Origin of the sequence: Pseudoalteromonas sp. T1lg88 (assembly GCF_002964765.1) — a bacterium.
Classification (GTDB): domain Bacteria; phylum Pseudomonadota; class Gammaproteobacteria; order Enterobacterales; family Alteromonadaceae; genus Pseudoalteromonas.
In genome coordinates this window covers 43,584-66,002 of record NZ_PQCF01000001.1, presented here as the reverse complement: position 1 = coordinate 66,002, position 22,419 = coordinate 43,584, and the positions used below count along the sequence as shown (strand labels likewise).

The 22,419-nt window shown below is 49.9% G+C and carries 21 protein-coding genes and 1 pseudogene; 15 read left to right on the top strand and 7 right to left on the bottom strand.

Going from position 1 to position 22,419, the window contains the following annotated elements:
* Positions 1-2: 2 nt before the first annotated feature.
* A pseudogene (locus C2M34_RS00265) lies at positions 3-1,138 on the bottom strand (methyltransferase).
* 41 nt (positions 1,139-1,179) lie between these two features.
* Between C2M34_RS00265 and C2M34_RS00260 the strand changes: the two are divergent.
* The 11 genes from C2M34_RS00260 to nqrM all read left to right on the top strand — a co-directional run bounded on the left by C2M34_RS00260 (position 1,180) and on the right by nqrM (position 11,094).
* Positions 1,180-1,812 (top strand): alpha-ketoglutarate-dependent dioxygenase AlkB family protein, encoded by a 633-nt coding sequence (locus C2M34_RS00260; protein ID WP_105257763.1) that lies wholly within the window; start codon positions 1,180-1,182, stop codon positions 1,810-1,812.
* A 35-nt stretch (positions 1,813-1,847) separates the two neighbouring features.
* On the top strand, positions 1,848-2,162 hold the full coding sequence (locus C2M34_RS00255; protein WP_105199694.1) for a BolA family protein: 315 nt from the start codon (positions 1,848-1,850) through the stop codon (positions 2,160-2,162).
* 86 nt (positions 2,163-2,248) lie between these two features.
* Positions 2,249-3,439: an enoyl-ACP reductase FabV gene (fabV, locus tag C2M34_RS00250; protein WP_105257762.1), complete on the top strand. Its 1,191-nt coding sequence runs from the start codon at positions 2,249-2,251 to the stop codon at positions 3,437-3,439.
* Between the two features lie 448 nt (positions 3,440-3,887).
* Complete coding sequence (locus C2M34_RS00245) at positions 3,888-5,231, top strand: Na(+)-translocating NADH-quinone reductase subunit A (protein WP_105257761.1); 1,344 nt, start codon at positions 3,888-3,890, stop codon at positions 5,229-5,231.
* A gap of 1 nt (position 5,232) precedes the next feature.
* Complete coding sequence (locus C2M34_RS00240) at positions 5,233-6,432, top strand: NADH:ubiquinone reductase (Na(+)-transporting) subunit B (protein ID WP_105213209.1); 1,200 nt, start codon at positions 5,233-5,235, stop codon at positions 6,430-6,432.
* Complete coding sequence (locus C2M34_RS00235) at positions 6,425-7,192, top strand: Na(+)-translocating NADH-quinone reductase subunit C (protein WP_105257760.1); 768 nt, start codon at positions 6,425-6,427, stop codon at positions 7,190-7,192. Before C2M34_RS00240 ends, C2M34_RS00235 begins: the two co-directional genes overlap by 8 nt.
* Entirely contained in the window at positions 7,192-7,821 is a 630-nt protein-coding gene (locus tag C2M34_RS00230; RefSeq protein ID WP_105199699.1) for an NADH:ubiquinone reductase (Na(+)-transporting) subunit D, read from the top strand. The genes C2M34_RS00235 and C2M34_RS00230 overlap by 1 nt, the downstream gene beginning before the upstream one ends.
* 10 nt (positions 7,822-7,831) lie before the next feature.
* A complete protein-coding gene (gene nqrE / locus C2M34_RS00225; protein ID WP_105188154.1) occupies positions 7,832-8,440 on the top strand; it encodes an NADH:ubiquinone reductase (Na(+)-transporting) subunit E in 609 nt (202 codons plus the stop codon).
* Between the two features lie 17 nt (positions 8,441-8,457).
* Positions 8,458-9,684 carry an NADH:ubiquinone reductase (Na(+)-transporting) subunit F gene (gene nqrF, locus C2M34_RS00220; RefSeq protein WP_105257759.1) on the top strand — a complete coding sequence of 409 codons (1,227 nt, stop codon included), beginning with the start codon at positions 8,458-8,460 and terminating at the stop codon, positions 9,682-9,684.
* Between the two features lie 90 nt (positions 9,685-9,774).
* A complete protein-coding gene (locus C2M34_RS00215; RefSeq protein ID WP_105213208.1) occupies positions 9,775-10,806 on the top strand; it encodes an FAD:protein FMN transferase in 1,032 nt (343 codons plus the stop codon).
* A 75-nt stretch (positions 10,807-10,881) separates the two neighbouring features.
* Positions 10,882-11,094 (top strand): (Na+)-NQR maturation NqrM, encoded by a 213-nt coding sequence (gene nqrM / locus C2M34_RS00210; protein ID WP_105199703.1) that lies wholly within the window; start codon positions 10,882-10,884, stop codon positions 11,092-11,094.
* Positions 11,095-11,144: 50 nt separating this feature from the next.
* Here nqrM and C2M34_RS00205 read toward each other — a convergent pair whose 3' ends face one another.
* From C2M34_RS00205 to C2M34_RS00180, 6 genes are all read right to left on the bottom strand, one after another.
* The gene (locus tag C2M34_RS00205) at positions 11,145-12,302 is read right to left on the bottom strand and encodes a glutathionylspermidine synthase family protein (protein ID WP_105257758.1); all 1,158 of its coding nucleotides are present in this window, start codon (positions 12,300-12,302) and stop codon (positions 11,145-11,147) included.
* Entirely contained in the window at positions 12,303-12,890 is a 588-nt protein-coding gene (locus C2M34_RS00200; protein WP_105199705.1) for a DUF1190 domain-containing protein, read from the bottom strand. It abuts the gene before it with no gap.
* Positions 12,891-12,902: 12 nt separating this feature from the next.
* A complete protein-coding gene (locus C2M34_RS00195) occupies positions 12,903-13,322 on the bottom strand; it encodes a DUF350 domain-containing protein (RefSeq protein WP_233999487.1) in 420 nt (139 codons plus the stop codon).
* 10 nt (positions 13,323-13,332) lie between these two features.
* Positions 13,333-13,668: a PilZ domain-containing protein gene (locus C2M34_RS00190; RefSeq protein WP_105257757.1), complete on the bottom strand. Its 336-nt coding sequence runs from the start codon at positions 13,666-13,668 to the stop codon at positions 13,333-13,335.
* Between the two features lie 112 nt (positions 13,669-13,780).
* Positions 13,781-15,454 (bottom strand): energy-dependent translational throttle protein EttA, encoded by a 1,674-nt coding sequence (ettA, locus tag C2M34_RS00185; protein ID WP_105257756.1) that lies wholly within the window; start codon positions 15,452-15,454, stop codon positions 13,781-13,783.
* Positions 15,455-15,547: 93 nt separating this feature from the next.
* The gene (locus C2M34_RS00180; protein WP_234398742.1) at positions 15,548-16,435 is read right to left on the bottom strand and encodes a DMT family transporter; all 888 of its coding nucleotides are present in this window, start codon (positions 16,433-16,435) and stop codon (positions 15,548-15,550) included.
* A gap of 150 nt (positions 16,436-16,585) precedes the next feature.
* Here C2M34_RS00180 and C2M34_RS00175 point away from each other — a divergent pair, with 150 nt between their 5' ends.
* From C2M34_RS00175 to C2M34_RS00160, 4 genes are all read left to right on the top strand, one after another.
* Positions 16,586-17,533 (top strand): homoserine O-succinyltransferase, encoded by a 948-nt coding sequence (locus C2M34_RS00175; RefSeq protein ID WP_105199714.1) that lies wholly within the window; start codon positions 16,586-16,588, stop codon positions 17,531-17,533.
* The gene (locus C2M34_RS00170; protein ID WP_105257754.1) at positions 17,523-18,578 is read left to right on the top strand and encodes a homocysteine S-methyltransferase family protein; all 1,056 of its coding nucleotides are present in this window, start codon (positions 17,523-17,525) and stop codon (positions 18,576-18,578) included. Before C2M34_RS00175 ends, C2M34_RS00170 begins: the two co-directional genes overlap by 11 nt.
* 13 nt (positions 18,579-18,591) lie before the next feature.
* Positions 18,592-21,216, top strand: coding sequence for a methionine synthase (metH, locus tag C2M34_RS00165; RefSeq protein WP_105199716.1), 2,625 nt, complete (start codon positions 18,592-18,594; stop codon positions 21,214-21,216).
* Positions 21,217-21,370: 154 nt separating this feature from the next.
* On the top strand, positions 21,371-22,402 hold the full coding sequence (locus tag C2M34_RS00160; RefSeq protein ID WP_105199717.1) for a GGDEF domain-containing protein: 1,032 nt from the start codon (positions 21,371-21,373) through the stop codon (positions 22,400-22,402).
* Positions 22,403-22,419 lie beyond the last annotated feature (17 nt).

The following is a 22,419-nucleotide window of genomic DNA, read 5'->3' as shown; positions in this document are numbered from 1 at the left end:
AATTATCCTATTACTTTTTTCGCGCTCAGCACGACAAACTTCTTGTTTGAGCCAAGGAGTTTGGAGCCGCCGAATAAGCGCTTTAGTTTTTCATGGTAATCAAGGTGTCGGTTGCCTACGATACGAAGCTCACCGCCGGGACGCAATACTTTTTTGGCGTCGTTAAACATCTGCCAAGCGATATGATCGGTCACTGCATTTTGCTGATGGAACGGTGGGTTACATAACACCAGGTCATAACCTTGGGCATTAAAACCACTTAGACAATCGTTATGGATAAACTCACAGCGGTGCAGTTCATCGGGCAGGTTCTCTAGGATGGTTTGGCGCGCCGAGGCTACCGCCATGGCCGACTCATCGACAAAGGTTACTTGCGCCTCGGGGCATTTAATCAGGGTTTGCAGACCAATCACACCATTGCCACAACCGAGGTCGATAATGCGAATGGGCTTTTTCGACTGCGGTAGATAATTACTGAAAAAGCTGCGCCTATATCCAAAGAGTCGCGGGAAAAGACATTGGCATGATTGACCAAGGTGAAGTCGCTGCCTTCTAGTTGCCAACTTTTTGGGAAGGGGCTTTGCTGCGCTTTATTGTGCATGGTGGCGGTGATAAGGCGTGCCTTCTTTTGCGCCAACGTGGTATTGGCCGGACCAATATAACGCTCCACCAGATTAATGGTTGAGGTATGAATGGCTTTGGTTTTGCCTGCCAGAATCACGGGGGTACCCGGCTTCAGACTTTGTGATAATTGCGCCAATTGATGCTGCATATAGCCGCTGTTTTTCGGTATTTTGCCGATCACTAGGTCATAATCGTCGGCAAGCGGTTCAAGGCTGGTCAGCGGCGTAAGTTGCTCGGTATTCAAGTTATTTTCTTTGAGATTATGCTGCCATGCTTGTATAGCAATGTACGAGTCGCTAACTGAATCTGAAGTTAATTGGTTAAAGGCGCAGGCCAGGGCGCCGAAGTCATCATTGAGGATCAGCAAGCGCTTGGCATCAGCATGATGCTCGTTAATATAGTCGACAAGGTATTCATCCGCCGCATCCCAGGCCTGCAGGCTGCGGTTTTTCTGTTGTAATGGCAAGCGATGTAAGTGGTAGGTATTACCACCTAGTTGAGCTGATGTTATCATGAGCACTTAGGTTTAACTGACAATGGCGCTAGTTTATCACGATGCGTGCCAACACCCACACCCAAAACAACGACCAATTGCCTGCGAGCTTACCAGCGAGCTTGCCAGCAGGCATGTTTAGCTATCAGCCTCATGCCCTTGATGAGGTTAAGGCACAGCGATTGTTTGCCCATTTACGTGATACCTTGCCCTGGCAGCAACCCAGTATTTTGGTCTATGGCAAGTGGCACGCTATCCCGCGCTTGCAGCTTTATATGGGCGATGCCGACAGTGCCTATGAATATTCCCAGCAGCGTTTTGAGCCCGCTCCTTGGGTACCTGAGCTCGACGCCATGCGCCAGCGTCTCAACGGTGCCTTGGGCTGTCACTTTAATGCGGTCTTGATTAATTACTATCGCCATGGCCTGGATTGTATGGGTTGGCACAGTGATGATGAACCCGAATTAGGACCAGAGCCTGTAATCGCCTCAATATCTTTAGGAGCGCTGCGCAAGTTTAAATTACGCCATAAAGCCAGTGGTGAGGTAACTGACTTGGCCTTGACCAATGGCAGCCTGCTTATTATGAAGGGGCAAAGCCAGCACTGCTACGCTCATAGCCTGCCTAAACAACGCAAGGTGACGCAAGGGCGTATCAATTTAACCTTTCGCCACATTGATTCGTCTTTGCTATAGTAGCCTCACCTAAGTATTTGGCAGGCACTCTATTTATGTCTATGCAAACGCGTATTGAGGAAAAACTCAGCGCCGCCATTCCCTGCAAACATCTGCGGGTTGAAAATGAAAGCCATATGCATGCCCGTGGCAGCGAGTCCCATTTTAAGGTGGTGGTGGTCAGTGAGCAATTTACCGGTCAGCGGCTGCTGCAACGTCATCGCGCTATAAACGATATTTTGGCACAGGAGCTGCGTGAGCATATTCATGCGCTGGCTATCCATGCCTATACCCCCGAAGAGTTCAGCGAAAAGCAAGGGCAAGCCCCTGAGTCGCCGAGCTGTTTAGGTGGTTCTAAATTTGATAACTAAACACCCGGCGCGAGTCATCAGACCTGTGTAGTGAAGAATAGTCGCTACACTAGCGCTAATTTTTCGGCAAGATATGGAATTTTATCATGGTCATTAAGCCTAAAATCCGTGGATTTATATGCACTAACGCACACCCAGCAGGCTGTGCGGCACATGTACAACAACAAATAGAATATGTAAAAAGCCAAGGTGACTTGGGCCAGGGTCCAAAAAACGTTTTGGTCATTGGTTCATCAACAGGTTACGGCCTAGCATCTCGTATCGTATCGGCATTTGGCCATGGCGCTAAAACGTTGGGCGTGTTCTTTGAAAAAGAAGGCACAGAGAAGAAAACCGCCTCAGCAGGTTGGTACAACACTGCGGCCTTTCAACAGGCTGCCGACGAAGCCGGCATCTGGGCTAAGAACATCAATGGCGATGCGTTTTCTGATGAAATCAAGGCGCAAGCCATCGACACCATTAAGAATGAACTAGGTAAAGTAGACCTGGTTATTTACTCTTTGGCGTCACCGCGTCGTACCGACCCGAAAACAGGTGAAACTTACTCGTCAACGCTTAAGCCTATCGGTGAAAGCGTAACCACTAAAAACCTTAACACCTCCAAGCGTGTTATCGACGAAGTGAGCGTTGAAGCGGCCAGCGAAGAAGAAATTGCCAACACAGTTAAAGTGATGGGTGGTGAAGACTGGCAGCTGTGGATCGATGCTCTTAATGAAGCAGGTGTATTGGCGGACAACTTCAAAACTACTGCTTACACCTATATTGGTAAAGAGCTGACCTGGCCTATCTATGGTCACGCGACTATTGGTAAAGCCAAAGAAGACCTGGACCGTGCGGCACGAGAGATCAAAGCATCGACTGCTGCGTTATCTGGCGAAGCCTATGTAAGCTCACTGAATGCAGTAGTGACGCAGGCAAGCTCGGCTATTCCAATTATGCCTCTGTACATTTCAGCACTATTCAAAGTGATGAAAGCAGACGGTACCTATGAAGGCACCATAGAGCAAATTACCGCGCTATTCAAAGAGAACCTGTACGGTGAAACACCACGCTTTGATGACGGCGGTCACCTGTTCCAGAATTACAAAGAGCTTGAAGACGATGTGCAGCAGCGCATTCAGACGATTTGGGATACGGTTGATACCGATACCATAGACGAGCTGACCGACTACGTGGGTTACCACAAAGAGTTCTTACATCTATTCGGCTTTGATTTAGCCGGCGTTGACTATGACGCGGATGTGAACCCGGATGTGGCCATCAACAACCTGCTGTAATTGGGTTGTATCTGCTAAAAAAGCCAGTCTTAAGACTGGCTTTTTTGTATCTGGGTAACGGTGTTATGTGATTAATTAGCAATTAGTTACAATTGAACACGCGGAATTAAGACTTTGGTCTATATTGAAGTTTATTCATTCGAGAACGCCGCTGATCCTTGGATAATTTTTACTTTTTAACTCGCATAGTCGCCGTGAATGATGTTAAAATTCGGCAGATGTGTGACAAGTTCGCTGCGTTGCTTGAAACACTGGCTGACATAGGTGCTCTTTTATACCGTTTGTATTACTGATGTAGGTTGATAATTACTCATTTTGATGTTTTTAAAACGTCGTTAGGGGGAGTTGGCCTTACATTTACAACGCGGTTTGGTACCAGTCGGTCGATGCTAAGCGGCGCGGTTGGTGAGATTTTAAGTTTCTTTCCTTTAATGTAATGCAAGTGCGTATGATCAACATAAAAAAAGGTCTGGATCTACCGATAGAGGGCGCACCTCAGCAAGTTATTCATGACGGTCAACCCGTTAAACGAGTAGCTGTGCTAGGTGAAGAATACATCGGCATGCGTCCAACCATGCGAGTTCGTGTGGATGACCAAGTCAAAAAAGGCCAAGTTCTTTTTGAAGATAAAAAGAATCCTGGCGTAATCTACACTGCACCGGCTGCCGGCGTAGTAAAAGAAATCAACCGTGGTGCAAAACGTGTACTGCAATCAGTTGTTATTGAAGTTAATGGCACTGAGCAAGAAACGTTTGCCAAGTTCGACCAAAGCCAACTAGCAAGCCTAGATCGCGACACAGTTGTCGATCAACTTGTTAAGTCTGGTCAATGGACCGCACTACGTACTCGTCCTTTCAGCAAAGTTCCTGCGGTAGATGCTAAGCCTAGCTCAGTATTCGTAACTGCTATGGACACCAATCCGCTAGCCGCTGATCCAGTGGTTGTGATTGCCGAAAATGCTGATGCTTTCGAAGCCGGTCTGGCCGTGGTTTCACGCCTTACCGAAGGTAAAGTGTACGTATGTAAGAAAGCGGGCGCGCAAGTACCTAGCTCATCAGTTGCTTCTGTTGAAGTACATGAGTTTGGTGGCAAGCACCCAGCCGGTCTTGTTGGTACTCACATCCATCACCTAGATCCAGTATCTGCATCTAAGCAGGTTTGGCACCTAGGCTACCAGGACGTGATTGCTTTCGGTCAGCTTTTCCTAACTGGCGAAATTTACACAGATCGTGTGATTTCTTTAGCCGGTCCTCGCGTTAAGAACCCGCGCCTAGTTAAGACCCACATGGGTGCTGCACTAGACGATTTAGTTGCGGGCGAACTAGAAGACGGTGACAACCGTGTGATTTCTGGTTCTGTACTTTCTGGTACTAACGCCACTGGTCCACACGCCTTCCTAGGTCGCTACCACACGCAAGTGTCGGTACTGCTTGAAGGTCGTGAGAAGGAACTATTTGGTTGGATTGCACCAGGTAGCAACAAGTTCTCTGTAACACGCACCTTCCTTGGTCACCTTGCACCAAGTCGTCTATTCAATATGACTACCTCTACAGGTGGTTCTAAGCGTGCCATGGTACCAATCGGTAACTATGAGCGTGTAATGCCGCTAGATATTTTGCCTACGCTACTGCTACGTGACCTGATTGCACGTGACTTAGACAGCGCAATTACCCTAGGCGCATTGGAGCTAGACGAAGAAGATTTAGCATTGTGTACCTTCGTTTGTCCTGGTAAATACGAGTACGGTTCAATCCTTCGTGACTGCCTGACAACCATCGAGAAGGAAGGTTAAGATGGGCTTGAAGAAATTTTTAGAAGACATCGAACCGCATTTTGAACCTGGCGGTAAACACGAAAAATGGTATGCCCTGTATGAAGCAGCTGCGACTATTTTCTACACACCAGGCTATGTAAACAAAGGCGGTACTCACGTTCGCGATAACATTGACCTAAAACGTATTATGATTTTAGTGTGGATGGCAACGTTCCCAGCCATGTTCTTTGGCATGTTCAACATTGGTCACCAAGCGGCTGACGCAATCGCGAACGGTTTTGCACTTGGCGATTCATGGCAAGTAGCTTTATTCCAACTGTTCGGTGGTGAACTAACCGCTGATTCGGGTTGGGGTGCGAAGATGTTCTACGGTGCCTGTTTCTTCCTACCTATCTACGCTGTCACTTTTGCTGTGGGTGGTTTCTGGGAAGTGCTATTTGCATCGGTTCGTAAGCACGAAGTAAACGAAGGTTTCTTCGTAACCTCAGTGCTGTTCGCGCTAATCCTGCCAGCGACTATTCCACTTTGGCAAGTAGCCCTAGGTATTACCTTCGGTGTTGTTATTGCCAAAGAGGTATTCGGTGGTACTGGCCGTAACTTCCTAAACCCGGCATTAGCGGGTCGTGCTTTCCTATTCTTCGCATACCCTGCGCAGATTTCAGGTGACACGGTATGGACAGCGGTTGACGGTTTCTCTGGTGCAACTTACCTAGGCCAAGCGGCTACAGGTGCATTGGATTACGCCAACATGGAACTTTGGTGGAATGCTTTCTACGGCTTCATTCAAGGTTCTGTAGGTGAGACCTCGACGCTAGCGCTTGCTATCGGTGGTTTATTCCTTATTTATGTGCGTATTGCTTCGTGGCGCATCGTACTAGGTACTTTCCTAGGTATGGTGGTTACATCAATGCTACTTAACTTCATCGGTTCTGAAACTAACGCAGCATTTGCTATGCCTTGGCATTGGCACCTAGTGCTGGGTGGCTTCGCCTTCGGTATGTTCTTTATGGCAACCGACCCGGTTTCAGCGTCATTCACCGATAAAGGTAAGTGGGCTTACGGTGCGTTAATTGGTTTCATGGTGGTAATGATCCGCGTAGTGAACCCTGCGTACCCAGAAGGCATGATGCTAGCAATCCTATTTGCTAACTTATTCGCGCCGCTATTCGACCACTTCGTAGCGCAGTCAAACATCAAGAGGAGATTGGCACGTGGCTAGTAAAAACGAATCAATCGGTAAAACGCTTGGTGTAGTAGTGTCACTATGTTTGGTGTGTGCGGTTATCGTATCGTTTGCATCAGTACAATTACGTCCACTACAGCAAGAAAACAAGCTTAAAGATATTCAAAGCAATATCCTGGCTGCAGCTGGTTTTGAAGGCGTTACAAACGTTCAATCTACGTTTGATGCAAACATCGAAACCCTAGTTGTTAATGTTGAAAGCGGCCAACAAGTGCAGTTTGACAACGAAGACGCTCGTAGCGCTTGGATTAAAGCGTACGATTTTGAGAAAAGTAAGTTCGATGCGGCAATGAGCATCAAGCTAACTAAAGCTCAAGATAAAGCGGGTATTCAACGTCGTACTACTGAAGCGCCGGTATACATTAGCCGCTCCGACGACGGCTCAGTAAACTCTATCATTCTACCTATCCAGGGCTACGGTCTTTGGGGTGTAATGTATGGTTTCCTAGCGCTAGAAAACGACGGTGAAACTGTTAAAAACCTTATCTTCTACAAGCACAACGAAACTCCAGGCCTGGGTGGTGAAATCCAAAACCCAACTTGGACGGCTCAGTGGCAAGAAAAAGAGCTTCCTATTGACCTAGTGAAAAGTGGCGCCAAGAATGCTCACCAAGTTGATGGTCTATCTGGTGCAACACTGACGTCTAACGGTGTTGATAACACGGTTGACTACTGGACTGGCGATCATGGCTTTGGTCCTTTCCTTGCGAAAGTACGTGAAGGAGCGTTGAAATAATGGCTGATACTAAAGAAATGAAGTCGGTTCTATTTGGACCTGTCTTCGCCAATAACCCAATCGCCCTGCAAGTACTAGGTATTTGTTCTGCGCTGGCGGTTACTTCAAGCTTGAAAAATGCCTTGATCATGTCAATCGCATTGACCTTGGTAACAGCCTTCTCAAGCTTGTTTATCTCGATGATCCGTAACCAGATCCCATCAAGCGTTCGTATTATCGTACAGATGACGATTATCGCTTCATTGGTAATCGTGGTTGACCAGGTGCTACAGGCCTTCTCTTATGCAACTGCAAAAGAGCTATCGGTATTCGTTGGTCTAATCATTACCAACTGTATCGTAATGGGTCGTGCCGAAGCATACGCAATGAAGTCGCCGCCTTTGATGTCATTCCTAGACGGTATTGGTAACGGTCTTGGCTACTCGGTAGTGCTACTGACTGTTGGTTTCATTCGTGAGCTATTCGGTAAAGGTTCACTATTCGATGTGGAAATCATTCCACTGGTGCAAAACGGTGGCTGGTACCAGCCTATGGGTCTATTGATCCTTCCACCAAGTGCATTCTTCATCATCGGTCTATTCATCTGGGTACTTCGTACCTATAAGAAAGACCAAGTAGAAGCGAAATAAGGGGCGAGTTGTGGAACAGTATCTTAACTTATTTGTTAAAGCGGTTTTCATTGAAAACCTTGCGCTTGCCTTCTTCTTGGGTATGTGTACTTTCCTAGCTGTATCTAAGAAAGTAAAAACGTCACTAGGCCTAGGTATTGCGGTTATCTTCGTACTAGGTATTGCGGTACCGGTAAACCAAGTGGTTTATCACGCGGTATTGGCACCAGGCGCACTTGAGTGGTTGGGTTTCCCAGAAGCTGACTTAAGCTTCCTACGCTTCCTAACCTTCATCGGTGTTATTGCTGCCCTAGTACAAATTCTAGAGATGGCTCTGGATAAGTTCTTCCCGCCGCTATACAACGCGCTGGGCATCTTCCTACCATTGATCACGGTAAACTGTGCGATTTTCGGTGCGGTATCCTTCATGGTAGAGCGTAACTACAACTTCGGTGAGTCAGTGGTTTTCGGCCTGGGCTCAGGTGTGGGTTGGGCACTGGCAATCACTTTGCTTGCTGGTATCCGTGAGAAGATGAAGTATTCAGACGTGCCAGACGGTCTGCGTGGTCTAGGTATTACCTTTATCACAGTAGGTCTTATGGGTCTTGGCTTTATGTCATTCTCTGGTATTTCACTATAAGGTAGCGAGGAGAAATCATGCTTGAGGTATATTTAGGCGTAGGTGTATTCGTCGCTATCGTGGTTATCTTGGTTTTAGTTATTATTGCAGCTAAATCTAAGCTAGTACCCACAGGTGACGTCACCATTGGGATCAATGGCGATCCTGAGAAAGCAATTAAAACTTCACCGGGTAGCAAGCTACTTGGTGCACTAGCAGATGCCGGTATTTTCGTATCGTCTGCTTGTGGTGGCGGTGGCTCATGTGGCCAGTGTCGCGTAGATGTGAAATCGGGTGGTGGTGATATCCTACCGACCGAGCTTGACCACATCTCTAAAGGTGAAGCCCGTCATGGCTGTCGTCTAGCGTGTCAGGTTGCCGTTAAAGGCGACATGGAAATTGAACTTGAAGAGTCTATCTTCGGTATCAAGAAGTGGGAATGTTCTGTTATCTCTAACGATAACAAGGCAACCTTCATTAAAGAACTGAAACTAGCTATCCCTGAAGGTGAGGTTGTACCTTTCCGTGCCGGTGGTTATATTCAGATCGAAGCGCCTGCTCACCATGTTAAATACGCTGACTTCGATATTCCTGAAGAATATCGTGCAGACTGGGATCGTTTTGGCTTCTTCAAACTAGAGTCAAAAGTTGACGAAGAAACAATCCGTGCGTACTCAATGGCTAACTACCCAGAAGAGTTCGGCATCATCATGCTTAACGTACGTATTGCGACTCCGCCGCCAAACAACCTAAGCCTACCTTGCGGTAAGATGTCTTCATACATCTGGTCGCTTAAATCAGGTGACAAGGTAACTATTTCTGGTCCATTCGGTGAATTCTTCGCCAAAGACACAGACGCAGAAATGGTATTCGTAGGTGGTGGTGCAGGTATGGCACCTATGCGTTCACACATTTTCGACCAGCTTAAGCGTCTTAACTCTAAGCGTAAGATGAGCTTCTGGTACGGTGCACGTTCTAAGCGCGAAATGTTCTATGTAGAAGATTTCGACGGCCTAGCTGCTGAAAACGATAACTTCGTATGGCACGTAGCCCTTTCAGATCCTCAACCAGAGGACAACTGGGAAGGTTACACTGGCTTTATCCACAACGTATTGTATGACAACTATCTGAAGGACCACGACGCGCCTGAAGATTGTGAGTTCTACATGTGTGGACCACCTATGATGAACGCGGCCGTTATCAACATGCTTAAAGATTTAGGTGTTGAAGACGAGAACATCCTACTGGATGACTTCGGCGGCTAATTTAACGATGTATATTCGTTAACATTAGGTATAAGGGCTTCCTAGCTAAGGTTAGGGAGCCTTTTCTTTTTTCTCACGCGAGTATTACAGATGAAACCTATTCTACGTGTCACGGCCTTAGTGATTTTCGCCCTTACCTTTGGCCTACTTAGCGGCTGTGATAAGGCCGGTGAGCCCGAGCAGCAAGAGTTACTGCTGCATGGTAAAACCATGGGCACTACCTATAACATCAAGCTGTATGCCACCGGCGAGCATTTGGCAGCGCTGAATCTACATGGCGACATAGAGCAGGCCTTAAAAGCCGTGAATCAGTCCATGTCGACCTATATACCCGACTCGGAAATCAACCAGTTTAACCGCTTGAGCGCGGGAGAGGTGATGGCCATCAGTGCGGACTTTCGCACCGTGACGGCGGAGTCTATCCGTTTGGGCTTCTCTACCAAGACCCTGGATGTGACCATGGGCCCGCTGATTGACCTCTGGGGCTTTGGCCCGGATAAGCGCCCGACGCAGCGACCTACGCAAGCTGAGCTTGATGCCATGGTCGCCAATATCGGCGTTGATAAGCTGACCCTGAACGAGCAGGGCTTAGCTAAGTCGGTAGACGGTTTGGAGCTGAGCTTTTCGGCGACCGCCAAAGGTTTTGGTATAGATAAGGTGGCAGACTTACTTGAGCGCCAAGGCATAGCCAACTATATGGTTGAAATTGGCGGCGAGATGCGTATTGCCGGGCACAAACCGGGGAACAAGCCTTGGGTGATTGCCATTGAGCAACCGGATGCACCAAAGGGTGAGCGTAAAATCCATCGTACCTTAGAGCCGGGCTCTATGGGCGTGGCGACCTCAGGTGATTATCGTATCTTCTATGAGATGGACGGCGAGGTATACACGCACTTGATTGACCCGCAAACCGGTATGCCGATTAAGCACGACCTGGTGTCTGTGACCGTGTTACACCCCAGTGCCATGACCGCCGACGGCCTGGCTACGGCGCTAACGGTAATGGGTACGGAGCGCGCTAAAGCCTATGCCGAGGCCAATAACCTACCCGTGTATTTGATCAGCAAAACATCGGAAGGTTTAAAAACCTATTCAAGTCCGGCGTTTAAGCCATATTTGTAGTCAGGTTAAAGCGGGCGTATAATAACGTCCGTGGCTGACTCAGCCGTTGATTGTCATTTTTAAGGGGCACAGACAATGCAGCTATTTCTTCTTACCTTTGGTCTGCTTTTGATTATTATCGCGGCGATGGCGGTAGGTGTTATCGTTCAACGCAAATCAATGGCCAGCAGCTGTGGTGGCCTGGGCTCTGTAGGCATAGAAAAAGCCTGTGACTGCGACGACCCGTGCGACAAGCGTAAAAAGCGCATGGCCAAAGAGCAAGCCTGGAAAGAGAATCAGATTCTTTAATGCCGATAAAAAAACCGCTTAAGTTAGCGGTTTTTTTGTGTCTGCAATGCTTAGCCCAAAATAATATGGGGTACAAAGCGCGAGGTGTCCTTGGTAATGGGGCCATTATCCTCACGAATAGTCAGGCCACAGCTTTTATGACCCACCACCCAGGAGCCTATCAAGGTGTGGTTGCCGGCAAATACGGGCAGAGGCGCTAAGGCCTGGGTAATAAAGCCCTCACCGCCGTAGCTGCCACCCTGATGAACGCGACCCTTGCTGGGGTGTACCCAGGTGATGTTTTCTCCCTCACGGCTAAATAAGGGTTTGCTGACATAGCCTTGTTCGAGCCCTTCGCCTTCTTCCCCGGCAAAATAGCTGGGCAGTAAATTGGGATGCCCGGGGTACATTTGCCAAAGCAGCGGTAAAATCGCCTTATTCGAGAGCACAGCCTTCCACGGCGGCTCCACAAATAGGGTATCCGTGCTTAACAGCTGTGGCGCGAATTCATCAAAAAACAGCTCTTCCCAGGGGTAAAGTTTAAATAACTGGGAGATTGGCGTGTCATCAAGGTCGGTAAGCTGGCCCTTCGCGTCTATGCCTATGTCCTCAATGGCCATTCTTATGGTCGGCATACCCCCCTGATAGGCGCAGTCTTGCAAATAGGCGACCGTGCCCTTGTCTTCCAGCGAATCGCGGCTGTGAACAAGGTGGATGGCATCCAGGTTGCTGAAGTGGTTAAAGCGGCTGATCAAGGCTTCTTGGATGCTGTTGAATTGGTCAGCACGCCTTGGCAGTACGCCCCTGTCTACCTGTTGCTCCAGCCATAGCCATTGGAAAAAACCCGCCTCGTAGATGGAGGTGGGGGTGTCGGCATTGTATTCCAGCAGTTTAGCCGGGCCTGTGCCCTGATAACTAAAGTCCATGCGCCCATACAGGCTGGGCTCTTTGTTATGCCAACTGGTGGCGACAAAATCCCAAAAGCGCTCGGGCAGGGCAAACTTCTTTAGCCAGTATTCGTCCCGAACCACCTTATCGACCAATTCCAGGCACATCTGCTCGAGCTCGTTGGTCGGGTCTTCCAGGTCGTTTTCAATTTGCTTCAGGGTAAATTGATAATAGGCGCTCTCGTCCCAATACTTTTCGCCATCGATATTGCAGAACTCAAAGCCGAAGTAATCGGCCTGAGCGGCCAAGTCTGACCGCTCAGTGATGGGTTGGCGAAACATCTAACCACCAAAGCTGCTGCGAGATGCGGCGCGACGACCAAAACCACCGCGTGAACTGGTGACGGTTTTAGGCTTGCTTGAGTAGTGGATTTGCGATTTCTTCACCATGGTGGTGCCGCGGTTATTAACCGAGCCTATATAGCCATTGTTGGCATTACGGAAACTGAAAAAGTCATCGCGGGAGCGATACAGGGGCTTGGCGCCCGAGTAGTAGCTACCGCCCAGATAGGCGTACTTTTTACGCTTTTTCTTTTTCATCAGGTCGAGGCCTTCATCGACCGCCTCGGCCACCGCGGCTATCATAAAGCCGGCCATAATGGGGCGCCAGATACTGCCTTCCTGTTCGCATTGGTCAAAGCCAAAGTCGTTTTCACACAGGCCTTCGTTGACATACTTAGGCGCTTCCTCGGCGTGGTTGGCCAGGGCTTCCTGGTACTGCGCCTGGCACACGTCTTGCTCGACACCAAAGCTCATACAGTCTTCGGTATCGTTAAAGAGCAGAGCCGACTCGTCCGGATCGCCACAACCGCTAAGCCCTGCGGTGGCACCCAGCATCAGGGTCAGTTTTAATTTACTCGTCCTTTTCATAATCACCGCTCCTTAGTAGGTAATACAAGCGGCGTTAAGAATTCCGGTCGCCAGCGAGGCGATACCTAAAAAGGCTCCGGCGCTCATATGGCCGTTGGCAATTTTTTCAGACAATTTAGGCATATACAGGCGTACTAAGAAAAAGGTAATAAGCTGCATAACACCGGCAATGACACCCCAGATGGCGAAGTCAATAATGGATACCGAGTTCACCGCGGCACTGGCAACCGGCAGGGTAAAGCCAATAAAGGCACCGCTAAAGGCAGTTGCGGCGGCGGCATTGTTTTCCTTCATCAAAGTCCACTCACAGTGGGGGGTGACTAGGGTGTATAAAAACAAAAATGCCAAAACCAACAGGTAGCCAAGGCCAAAATACATCAAAAAGGGAATAAACCCTTGCATGGATTCCATGATCATAATTGCTGCTCTCACTGAGTCTATTTTATTGTTGTTCCACCGAGGCCGGCTGTACCAGCTCTCGGTGCAATAGCTTATCATCCCCGACATTAAGTTCAATAAGACGTTTTAAATGCGTGGCGCTATCTAAGTCAATGAGGATGCAGCGTAAACCAATATGCGGCTGTTCGATATCGGTGTCGGCTAGGGTAAAGCTCAGTTGCAGTTCTGCCCCTAGGCTGGGGGGGAAGTTCTCTGGGTGGCTGATCAGGGCACCTGTAAGTGAGAGGTCGAGTAACTGGCTGGGGTAGAGATGTTGATGGTCGGTGACTAGAGTGGGGCGTTGAAACAGTACTCGGGTAAAGTGGCGACGCTCGTGCATAAACACTCCTAAAAAGCAGGGTATTTAGTCAGTGTAGTTGGCGACGGGCAATTTTGTCTATGAACAGGGGATACAAAAAAGCCCCATTGCTGGGGCTTTTGCAATTGGTTAATTAACCAATTTTCTTATATTTAATACGCTTAGGTTGTGCGGCATCGGCGCCCAGCGTTTTCTTCAACCAGGCTTCGTACTCTGTGTAGTTACCATCGAAGAAGTTGATCTGACCTTCGTCACGGTAATCCAGAATATGCGTAGCGATACGGTCAAGGAACCAACGGTCGTGCGAGATAACCATCACACAGCCCGGGAATTCTAGAATCGCATTCTCCAGGGCGCGTAGAGTTTCTACGTCCAGGTCGTTGGTAGGCTCATCCAGTAGCAAGACGTTGCCGCCGGCTTTAAGCAGCTTGGCAAGGTGTAAACGGTTACGCTCACCACCTGATAGGTCTTTTACAAACTTCTGCTGGTCATTGCCTTTAAAGTTAAAGCGACCCACGTAGGCACGGCTTGGGAATTCGAAGTTACCCACTTTTAGCACGTCCTGACCGTCAGCGATTTCTTCAAATACGGTTTTGCTATCGTCCATATTGCCACGGAACTGATCCACTGTGGCCAGCTCTACGGTTTCACCAATAGTGATTTCACCGCTATCCGGCTGCTCATCGCCGCTTAGCATCTTAAACAGGGTTGATTTACCGGCACCGTTAGCACCGATAATGCCGACGATGGCACCCTTAGGCACGGTGAATTCCAGGTTGTCGATCAACTGACGATCGCCAAAGCTCTTGTTCAGACCTTTAACCTCGATTACCTGATCGCCCAGGCGTGGACCCGGTGGAATAAATAGTTCATTGGTTTCGTTACGCTTTTGGTAATCGCTTTGCTGTAGCTCGGCAAACTGGGCCATACGCGCTTTAGACTTGGCCTGACGACCTTTAGGGTTTGAACGCACCCACTCAAGCTCTTGGGCAATTGATTTCTGGCGTGCTTTTTCCGCTTTTTGCTCTTGCTTCAAACGGGCATCTTTTTGCTCTAGCCAAGAAGAGTAGTTGCCTTCCCATGGAATACCTTCACCACGGTCAAGCTCAAGGATCCAACCAGCAACGTTATCAAGGAAGTAACGGTCGTGGGTTACCGCCACTACTGTGCCTTCGTAATCATGCAGGAAGCGCTCCAACCAGGCCACAGATTCTGCATCCAGGTGGTTGGTCGGTTCGTCGAGAATAAGCATGTCTGGCTTTTCAAGTAGCAAACGACAAATCGCCACACGGCGTCGCTCACCACCGGAAAGATGTTCAACTTTTGCATCCCATGCAGGTAGACGAAGGGCATCGGCGGCACGCTCTAGAGCGTTGTCCAGGTTATGACCGTCATGTGCCTGGATAATGGCTTCAAGTTCGCCTTGCTCTTTGGCTAGGGCATCAAAGTCCGCATCTTCCATGGCGTATTCGGCATATACCTCATCAAGGCGGGTCAGGGCGTTTTTAACTTCACTTACCGCTTCTTCAACCACTTCACGCACGGTTTTGCTTTCATCAAGTACCGGCTCCTGTGGCAGGTAACCAATTTTCACGCCCGGTTGAGGGTGAGCCTCACCTTCAAAATCTTTATCAACGCCGGCCATGATACGTAACAGGCTAGATTTACCCGAGCCGTTTAGACCAAGTACACCAATTTTTGCGCCAGGGAAAAAGTGCAGAGAAATGTCTTTTAGGATGGTGCGCTTAGGCGGCACAACCTTAGACACTCGACTCATCGAGAAAATAAACTTATCAGGTAAAACCATGAAAGGAACCTTTGCAATATGACTAAAATTATCAGCCGCTATTGTAGAGTCTCTAGGGTAAAAGCGTCAACGAAAGGCCACGTTTTTAGCCGCTTAATTTGCCAGTAGAATGCCGACGCCGGCTAGAGCTAAAACGCCGCCGAGGATCATGTTTGCGCTCACCGGCTCACGTTTAAAAAAGCCGAAGGTCATCACCATCAACGGGGCGGTGGCAAAGAGGGTTTGCGCTATGGCCGGGTCGGTGTATTTTACCGACGCTAACTGCAGCCACAGGCCGATAAAGGTGCCGAAGAATACCGCCACCAACAACCAATGCTTCTTATCTATGCCTTTTAAGCGGATTGCCTGATACAGGTCCGGGTGTTTGATCAGCGCCACCACCAAAGCCACGGTGAGGGTGCCCGATACCAGACGTATCATCGCCGCCCACAAACTACTCATTGACTCTAGGTTCATTGCTCCTTTGGACATCACCATGCCGGTGGCCTGGCACAGTGCCGCCAGCAGTGCTAAGGATACGCCGATTACATAATGACGCTTATCCAGGCTTGGTAAGGCATGCTGTGGCCGAATGGCAATCACCACCCCGACCGTGGTGACGATAATACCGACCCAAGCCAGTGTGGACAGGTAGTGTCCCAGCAACAGGATATTGAGTATGCCTGCCAAGGCGGGGGCAAGTGACTCTATGATCAGGGTACGCGCCGGACCAATATTGCGCAGGGCGCCAAAGTAGGCGCTGTCGCCGATGGCAATGCCAATAATGCCGCCGGCAATCAGCCAACCCCAGGCGGCTACTTGCTGCGGGATGTTAGAGTCAGCGGTGATAACAATTGCTGCGACCATCATCAGTGACGCCAGCAAGCCCTTGCTGACATTGAGCTGTAAGGGTGAAAGGTGATGGCTAAAGGTTTTGTAGAGCAGGGTTGAAAATGCCCAGACAATGGCGGCACAGATTGCTGCTAATTCTCCTAATCCCACCTTGGGTCCCTTATACTTAATTCGACGCGCGGCATTATGGCAAGGGAGAGCCGCGCTGTAAAATTTATATGGACGTCTAAACATCTAGAGGTTGATATTTCCAGTGGGAGGGTCATAATAGCCCTTCTAATATTTGCATTGGAGTTCACTATGCCTATTACGGTTCAGGATGCGTTGCCAGCGATTTCGCAATTGCGCCAAGAAAATGTCTTTGTGATGCCGAAAAGTCGTGCCAGCACGCAGGAGATCAGGCCCATGCGTTTGGCCATATTGAACCTGATGCCGAATAAGGTAGAAACGGAAGTGCAGTTTATTCGTTTGCTGGCCAATACCCCCTTGCAGGTCAATGTAGACTTACTGCGTCTTGATACCCATAGATCCAGCGCCAACTCCGAGCAGCACCTGGACATGTTTTATCGCTATTTCAGCGACGTAAAAGACACTAACTATGATGCGGTGATCATCACAGGCGCGCCGCTGGCCCATCTTGAATATGATGAGGTAGGCTATTGGCAGGAATTACAGGAGTTTTTCGAGTGGGCCGAGCATCATGTCACCTCGACCCTGTTTAGCTGTTGGGCCGCTCATGCCGGTTTATATCATCACTATGGTTTGAAACGTGAACTCCAGGCCAACAAACTATGCGGTGTGTTTGAACACCAGTGTTATTTCGACCACGGCGCGCTCACCCGCGGTTTTGACGATCGTTTCTTGGTGCCACACTCGCGCTATGGTCATATCGACATCAATAAAATTGCCGCGCGCGAAGATCTCGTGGTGCTTGCCGGCTCAGAGGAAGTGGGTGCCTACTTACTTAAAAACCAAAGCGGCTCGCAGGTGTACCTGACCGGGCACCCGGAATACGACGCCGATACCTTGCAAAAAGAGTATCAACGCGATGTCGACAAGGGCCTGGATGTGGATAAACCGAAAAACTATTTTCCCGAGGATAACCCGGCCTTAAAACCGTCGAAAACCTGGCAAAGCCATGCCTTCTTGTTATTTTCCAATTGGCTAAACTACTACGTGTATCAAACCACGCCCTATGATATTAATCTGGTGAGCCAGGATGTAAGGACAGATAATTATGCCGAATAAACGTCACGCCTTCGAAGCGGCCCTCAAACAGCGTATTTTAATTCTCGATGGCGCCATGGGCACCATGATCCAAAAACATAAGTTTGAGGAAAACGACTATCGCGGCGAGCGCTTTAAAGACTGGCATGTGCTGGTAAAGGGCAACAACGATTTGTTAAGCCTGACGCAACCCGAGGTGATCGCGCAAATCCATCGCGAATACCTTGAGGCCGGTGCGGATATTATAGAAACCAACACCTTTAACGCCACCACCATTTCCATGGAAGACTACGACATGGCAAGCCTTAGCCGCGAGATTAATCTCGAGTCGGCGCGCTTGGCCCGTAAGGTGGCCGATGAATTTACCGCCAAGGAGCCGAATAAACCGCGCTACGTGGCTGGTGTGCTTGGGCCCACGTCCAAGACCTGCTCTATCTCGCCGGATGTAAACGACCCGGGTTATCGTAATATCACCTTCGATAAACTGGTTGAGGCCTATATCGAGTCAACTTTGGCGCTGATGGAAGGCGGTGCCGACCTGATCTTGATCGAAACCATTTTTGATACCCTCAATGCCAAGGCCGCGGCCTTTGCGGTGGAAGAAGCCTTCGAGCAGGCCGGCACCAGTTTGCCTGTGATGATCTCCGGCACCATTACCGATGCCTCGGGCCGCACCCTGTCGGGACAAACCACAGAGGCTTTCTATAACTCCATTCGTCATATTAAGCCGCTTTCCATCGGCCTTAATTGCGCCTTAGGCCCGGATCTGCTGCGCCAGTACGTGGAGGAGCTATCCACCGTATGTGAAACCTTTACCTCGGTGCACCCCAATGCCGGTTTGCCCAACGAGTTCGGCGAGTACGATCTGGAAGCCGAAGAAATGGCCCAGGAGATCATCGACTGGGGCGAGCAGGGCTTTATCAATATCGTTGGTGGCTGCTGTGGTACCACGCCCGAGCATATTAAAGCTTTTAGCGACGGCTTAAAGAACACCGCACCACGAGCGCTCCCCGAGCTGCCGGTGCGCATGCGTCTCAGTGGCCTTGAAGCCTGTAACTTGAATTAAGGGGCTATCAACTATGACCAATACAGCCATTTTTACCAATGTCGGTGAGCGTACCAATGTCACCGGCTCGGCGCGTTTTAAGCGCCTGATCATGGAAGAAGACTATGAAACCGCCCTGGATGTGGCCCGCGAACAAGTAGAAAGCGGCGCCCAGGTGATTGATATCAACATGGACGAAGCCATGTTGGACTCCAAGGCGGCAATGGTGAAGTTTTTGAACCTGATCGCCTCGGAGCCGGATATCTCCAAGGTGCCGATCATGGTCGACTCCTCCAAGTGGGAGGTGATTGAAGCGGGCCTTAAATGTATTCAAGGCAAGGCCATTGTGAACTCCATTTCCCTTAAAGAAGGGGAAGAGCCGTTCCGTCATCAGGCAAAAATCCTGAAGCGCTTTGGCGCCGCCGTGGTGGTCATGGCCTTTGATGAAACCGGCCAGGCGGAAACCGCAGACCGTAAGTTTGCAATCTGTGAGCGCTCCTACCGTATTTTGGTAGACGAGCTCGGCTTCCCGCCGGAAGACATTATTTTCGACCCCAATATTTTCGCCGTGGCCACGGGCATCGAAGAGCACGATAACTACGCCGTTGAATTTATAGAGGGCACCCGCCGCATCAAAGAAAACCTGCCGTACTGTAAGGTGTCCGGCGGGGTGTCGAATGTGTCCTTCTCATTCCGTGGTAATAATCCGGTGCGCGAAGCCATTCACTCGGTGTTCTTGTATCACGCCATCCAAGCGGGTATGGACATGGGCATAGTTAATGCCGGCCAGCTGGCGGTGTATGACGATATTCCCGAAGAGCTACGCAATGCGGTTGAGGATGTGATCCTCAATAAAGACCCGGGTGCGGGCGAGCGCTTGGTTGAGCTGGCGCCCAAATACTCGGGCATGGCTCAGGCCGAGAAGGTGGAAGACCTGGAATGGCGCTCCTGGCCGGTGGAAAAACGCCTGGAGCACGCCCTGGTTAAGGGCATCACCGATTACATCGAAGAAGACACAGAGGCCTGTCGCCAGCAATTTGCCAAGCCCATTGAGGTGATCGAAGGGCCGCTGATGGATGGCATGAATGTGGTCGGTGACCTCTTTGGTGCCGGTAAGATGTTCTTGCCTCAGGTGGTCAAGTCGGCGCGGGTTATGAAGCGCGCCGTGGCTTACCTCGACCCCTATATTGAAGCCGAAAAGGAAGAAGGGCAGACCAACGGTAAAATTATTATGGCCACGGTAAAGGGCGATGTGCACGACATAGGCAAAAACATCGTCGGCGTGGTGCTGCAATGTAATAACTATGAGGTGATAGACCTGGGAGTGATGGTGCCGGCGGAGAAAATTCTGCAAACCGCCATCGATGAAAACGCCGATATCATAGGTTTATCCGGCCTTATTACCCCATCCCTTGACGAGATGGTGCATGTGGCCAAGGAAATGACCCGTCGCGGCTTTGAGATACCGCTGCTGATTGGTGGTGCCACTACCTCCAAGGCGCACACCGCGGTGAAAATTGAGCCTCAATACGACAAGGGTGTGATCTATGTGAATAACGCCAGCCGCGCCGTGGGCGTGGCCTCCAGCCTGTTGAGTAAAACCGCCAAGGCGGACTTTGTGGCTAAAACCAAGGTCGAGTACGAAAAAGTGCGTGAGCAACAGGCGCGTAAGAAACCGCGCTCCAAGCCCATTGGTTTACAGCAGGCACGGGCCAACCATGCCAAGCTGGACTGGCAAAACTATGTGCCACCGGTTCCCAGTAAGCTGGGCGTGCAGGAGTTCCACGATGTGGCCATAGACACCTTGCGTCACTATATCGACTGGACCCCGTTTTTTATGACCTGGTCGCTGGCGGGCAAGTATCCACGCATTCTCAATGACGAGGTGGTGGGTGAGCAGGCGCAGTCGCTGTTTGCCGATGCCAATGCCATGCTCGATAAGTTTGCCCGTGAGCGCAGTATACAGCCCAAGGGGGTGATAGGTTTGTTCCCGGCCAACCGCGTCGGCGACGACATCGAAATTTACGCCGATGAAACCCGCTCTCAGGTGCTGCTGCGTTCCTGTCAGTTGCGTCAGCAAACCGAGAAAAAGGGCTTTGCCAACTATTGTTTAGCCGATTATGTGGCGCCGAAAGGCACGCCGGATTACTTTGGCGCCTTTGCCGTCACCGGCGGCTTGGAAGAAGACGCCCTGGCCGATGCCTTTGATGCCCAAGGTGATGACTACAATAAGATCATGGTCAAGGCCGTGGCCGACCGTCTCGCCGAAGCCTTTGCCGAGTATCTGCATGAGCAGGTGCGTAAGGTACATTGGGGCTACGCTACGGATGAAGCGCTCAGCAATGATGAGCTAATTCGTGAAAATTATCAGGGTATTCGCCCGGCGCCCGGTTATCCGGCCTGCCCGGAGCACACGGAGAAGTCGAAGATCTGGGACTTGCTGAACGTCGAAGAGCGCATCGGCATGAAGCTGACTTCGTCTTATGCCATGTGGCCGGGGGCGGCTGTGTCGGGCTGGTATTTCAGCCATCCTGATTCCAAGTACTTCGCCGTGGCGGGCATTCAGCGCGATCAGGTTGAGGACTACGCTGAGCGTCAGGGCATGACGCTGGACGAAGCGCACAGATGGCTCGGGCCTAATCTGGGCTACGACTATTAGGATGATTCACATCGAATAAAGAAAGGCGGCTTAGGTCGCCTTTTTTTATGCGTTCAATCAACCCCGAACAATTTTTAACAACCCCAGAACTTGGGCATTAATATTTTTATGATACAGTAAGTTATCGAATAACAAGGATAAGTAGTGCGGATCAGTGAAAGATACTTTTAATGCCACCGATGCCGATAAGGCCCATTTCTTACGTGTATTTGCCGCGATCGGCGCCTGTACTTCCTTGATAATGGCCATTAACAGTTACCTCGATGGCTACCTGTTGCTTAGCCTGCTGTTGGCCAGCGCCGTGCTGGTGTTTGCCTTGCCCTTTGTGATAACAAAGCATGATGCCTTTATTGCTGTGCTTATGTTGTATTCCCTTTACGCGCTGATGTCGTACCTGGTGGTATCCGGAGGCAGCCATGGTACCGGGCCCTTGTGGTTATTTATTGTCTCGCCGGTGACCTTCTTCATTCGCGGTTTAAAGCAAGGGGCGGTGGACCTTATTTTACTGGCCGTGGTGGTTTTGCTGTTGTTTATCTTTACGCCCAACCTTGGCTTGTATCAATACGATAATTACCATTTTCCCGCTCGTGTGATGCTGTGCTTTGCCATTCTCTGTGCGCTGGCTGGCTTTTATGAGTATTACCGCAATAAATACAGCCGGGCGTTAATGCAACAGTTGCAGATTAATGAGCAACTGGCGCGCACCGATGCCATGACCGGGCTCAGCAACCGCCGTTATGCTCTGGAATGTCTGACTCAGCCTGGTTTCGGCGCCGGTGCCGTGTATATGTTGCTTGATGCCGATAATTTTAAGCAGATCAATGATGGCTATGGTCATCAGGTCGGCGATCAGGTGCTGCGCTTTATCGCCGCGACTCTAAAGGACCATGCCGGGCCCGATGATATTGTCGCTCGTTGGGGCGGTGAAGAGTTTTTGCTGGTGGTGCATAACACCGCGGCGCGCAGTGCCAAACGGGTTGCTACGCAGATAATGCAACATCTGCAGGATAACGCTCTGCACACAGATGGCCATAGCTTGCAAATGACCCTGAGCATAGGTGCTCACCAGCGTCAGTTCGGTGAGAGCATAGATCATTGCCTCAATATTGCCGATAAGCGTTTGTATCTGGCCAAAAGCAGTGGTAAAAACCGAGTCGTATTCGACGACGATGTGGCCATGGATTAGCCCTAGCTGCTGATCCT

Coding starts and splice junctions, on each gene's coding strand:
- C2M34_RS00260 (WP_105257763.1), top strand. CDS start 1,180: ATGCGTGCCAACACCCACACCCAAAACAACGACCAATTGCCTGCGAGC.
- C2M34_RS00255 (WP_105199694.1), top strand. CDS start 1,848: ATGTCTATGCAAACGCGTATTGAGGAAAAACTCAGCGCCGCCATTCCC.
- fabV (WP_105257762.1), top strand. CDS start 2,249: ATGGTCATTAAGCCTAAAATCCGTGGATTTATATGCACTAACGCACAC.
- C2M34_RS00245 (WP_105257761.1), top strand. CDS start 3,888: ATGATCAACATAAAAAAAGGTCTGGATCTACCGATAGAGGGCGCACCT.
- C2M34_RS00240 (WP_105213209.1), top strand. CDS start 5,233: ATGGGCTTGAAGAAATTTTTAGAAGACATCGAACCGCATTTTGAACCT.
- C2M34_RS00230 (WP_105199699.1), top strand. CDS start 7,192: ATGGCTGATACTAAAGAAATGAAGTCGGTTCTATTTGGACCTGTCTTC.
- nqrF (WP_105257759.1), top strand. CDS start 8,458: ATGCTTGAGGTATATTTAGGCGTAGGTGTATTCGTCGCTATCGTGGTT.
- C2M34_RS00215 (WP_105213208.1), top strand. CDS start 9,775: ATGAAACCTATTCTACGTGTCACGGCCTTAGTGATTTTCGCCCTTACC.
- nqrM (WP_105199703.1), top strand. CDS start 10,882: ATGCAGCTATTTCTTCTTACCTTTGGTCTGCTTTTGATTATTATCGCG.
- C2M34_RS00205 (WP_105257758.1), bottom strand. CDS start 12,302: ATGTTTCGCCAACCCATCACTGAGCGGTCAGACTTGGCCGCTCAGGCC.
- C2M34_RS00200 (WP_105199705.1), bottom strand. CDS start 12,890: ATGAAAAGGACGAGTAAATTAAAACTGACCCTGATGCTGGGTGCCACC.
- C2M34_RS00190 (WP_105257757.1), bottom strand. CDS start 13,668: ATGCACGAGCGTCGCCACTTTACCCGAGTACTGTTTCAACGCCCCACT.
- ettA (WP_105257756.1), bottom strand. CDS start 15,454: ATGGTTTTACCTGATAAGTTTATTTTCTCGATGAGTCGAGTGTCTAAG.
- C2M34_RS00175 (WP_105199714.1), top strand. CDS start 16,586: ATGCCTATTACGGTTCAGGATGCGTTGCCAGCGATTTCGCAATTGCGC.
- C2M34_RS00170 (WP_105257754.1), top strand. CDS start 17,523: ATGCCGAATAAACGTCACGCCTTCGAAGCGGCCCTCAAACAGCGTATT.
- metH (WP_105199716.1), top strand. CDS start 18,592: ATGACCAATACAGCCATTTTTACCAATGTCGGTGAGCGTACCAATGTC.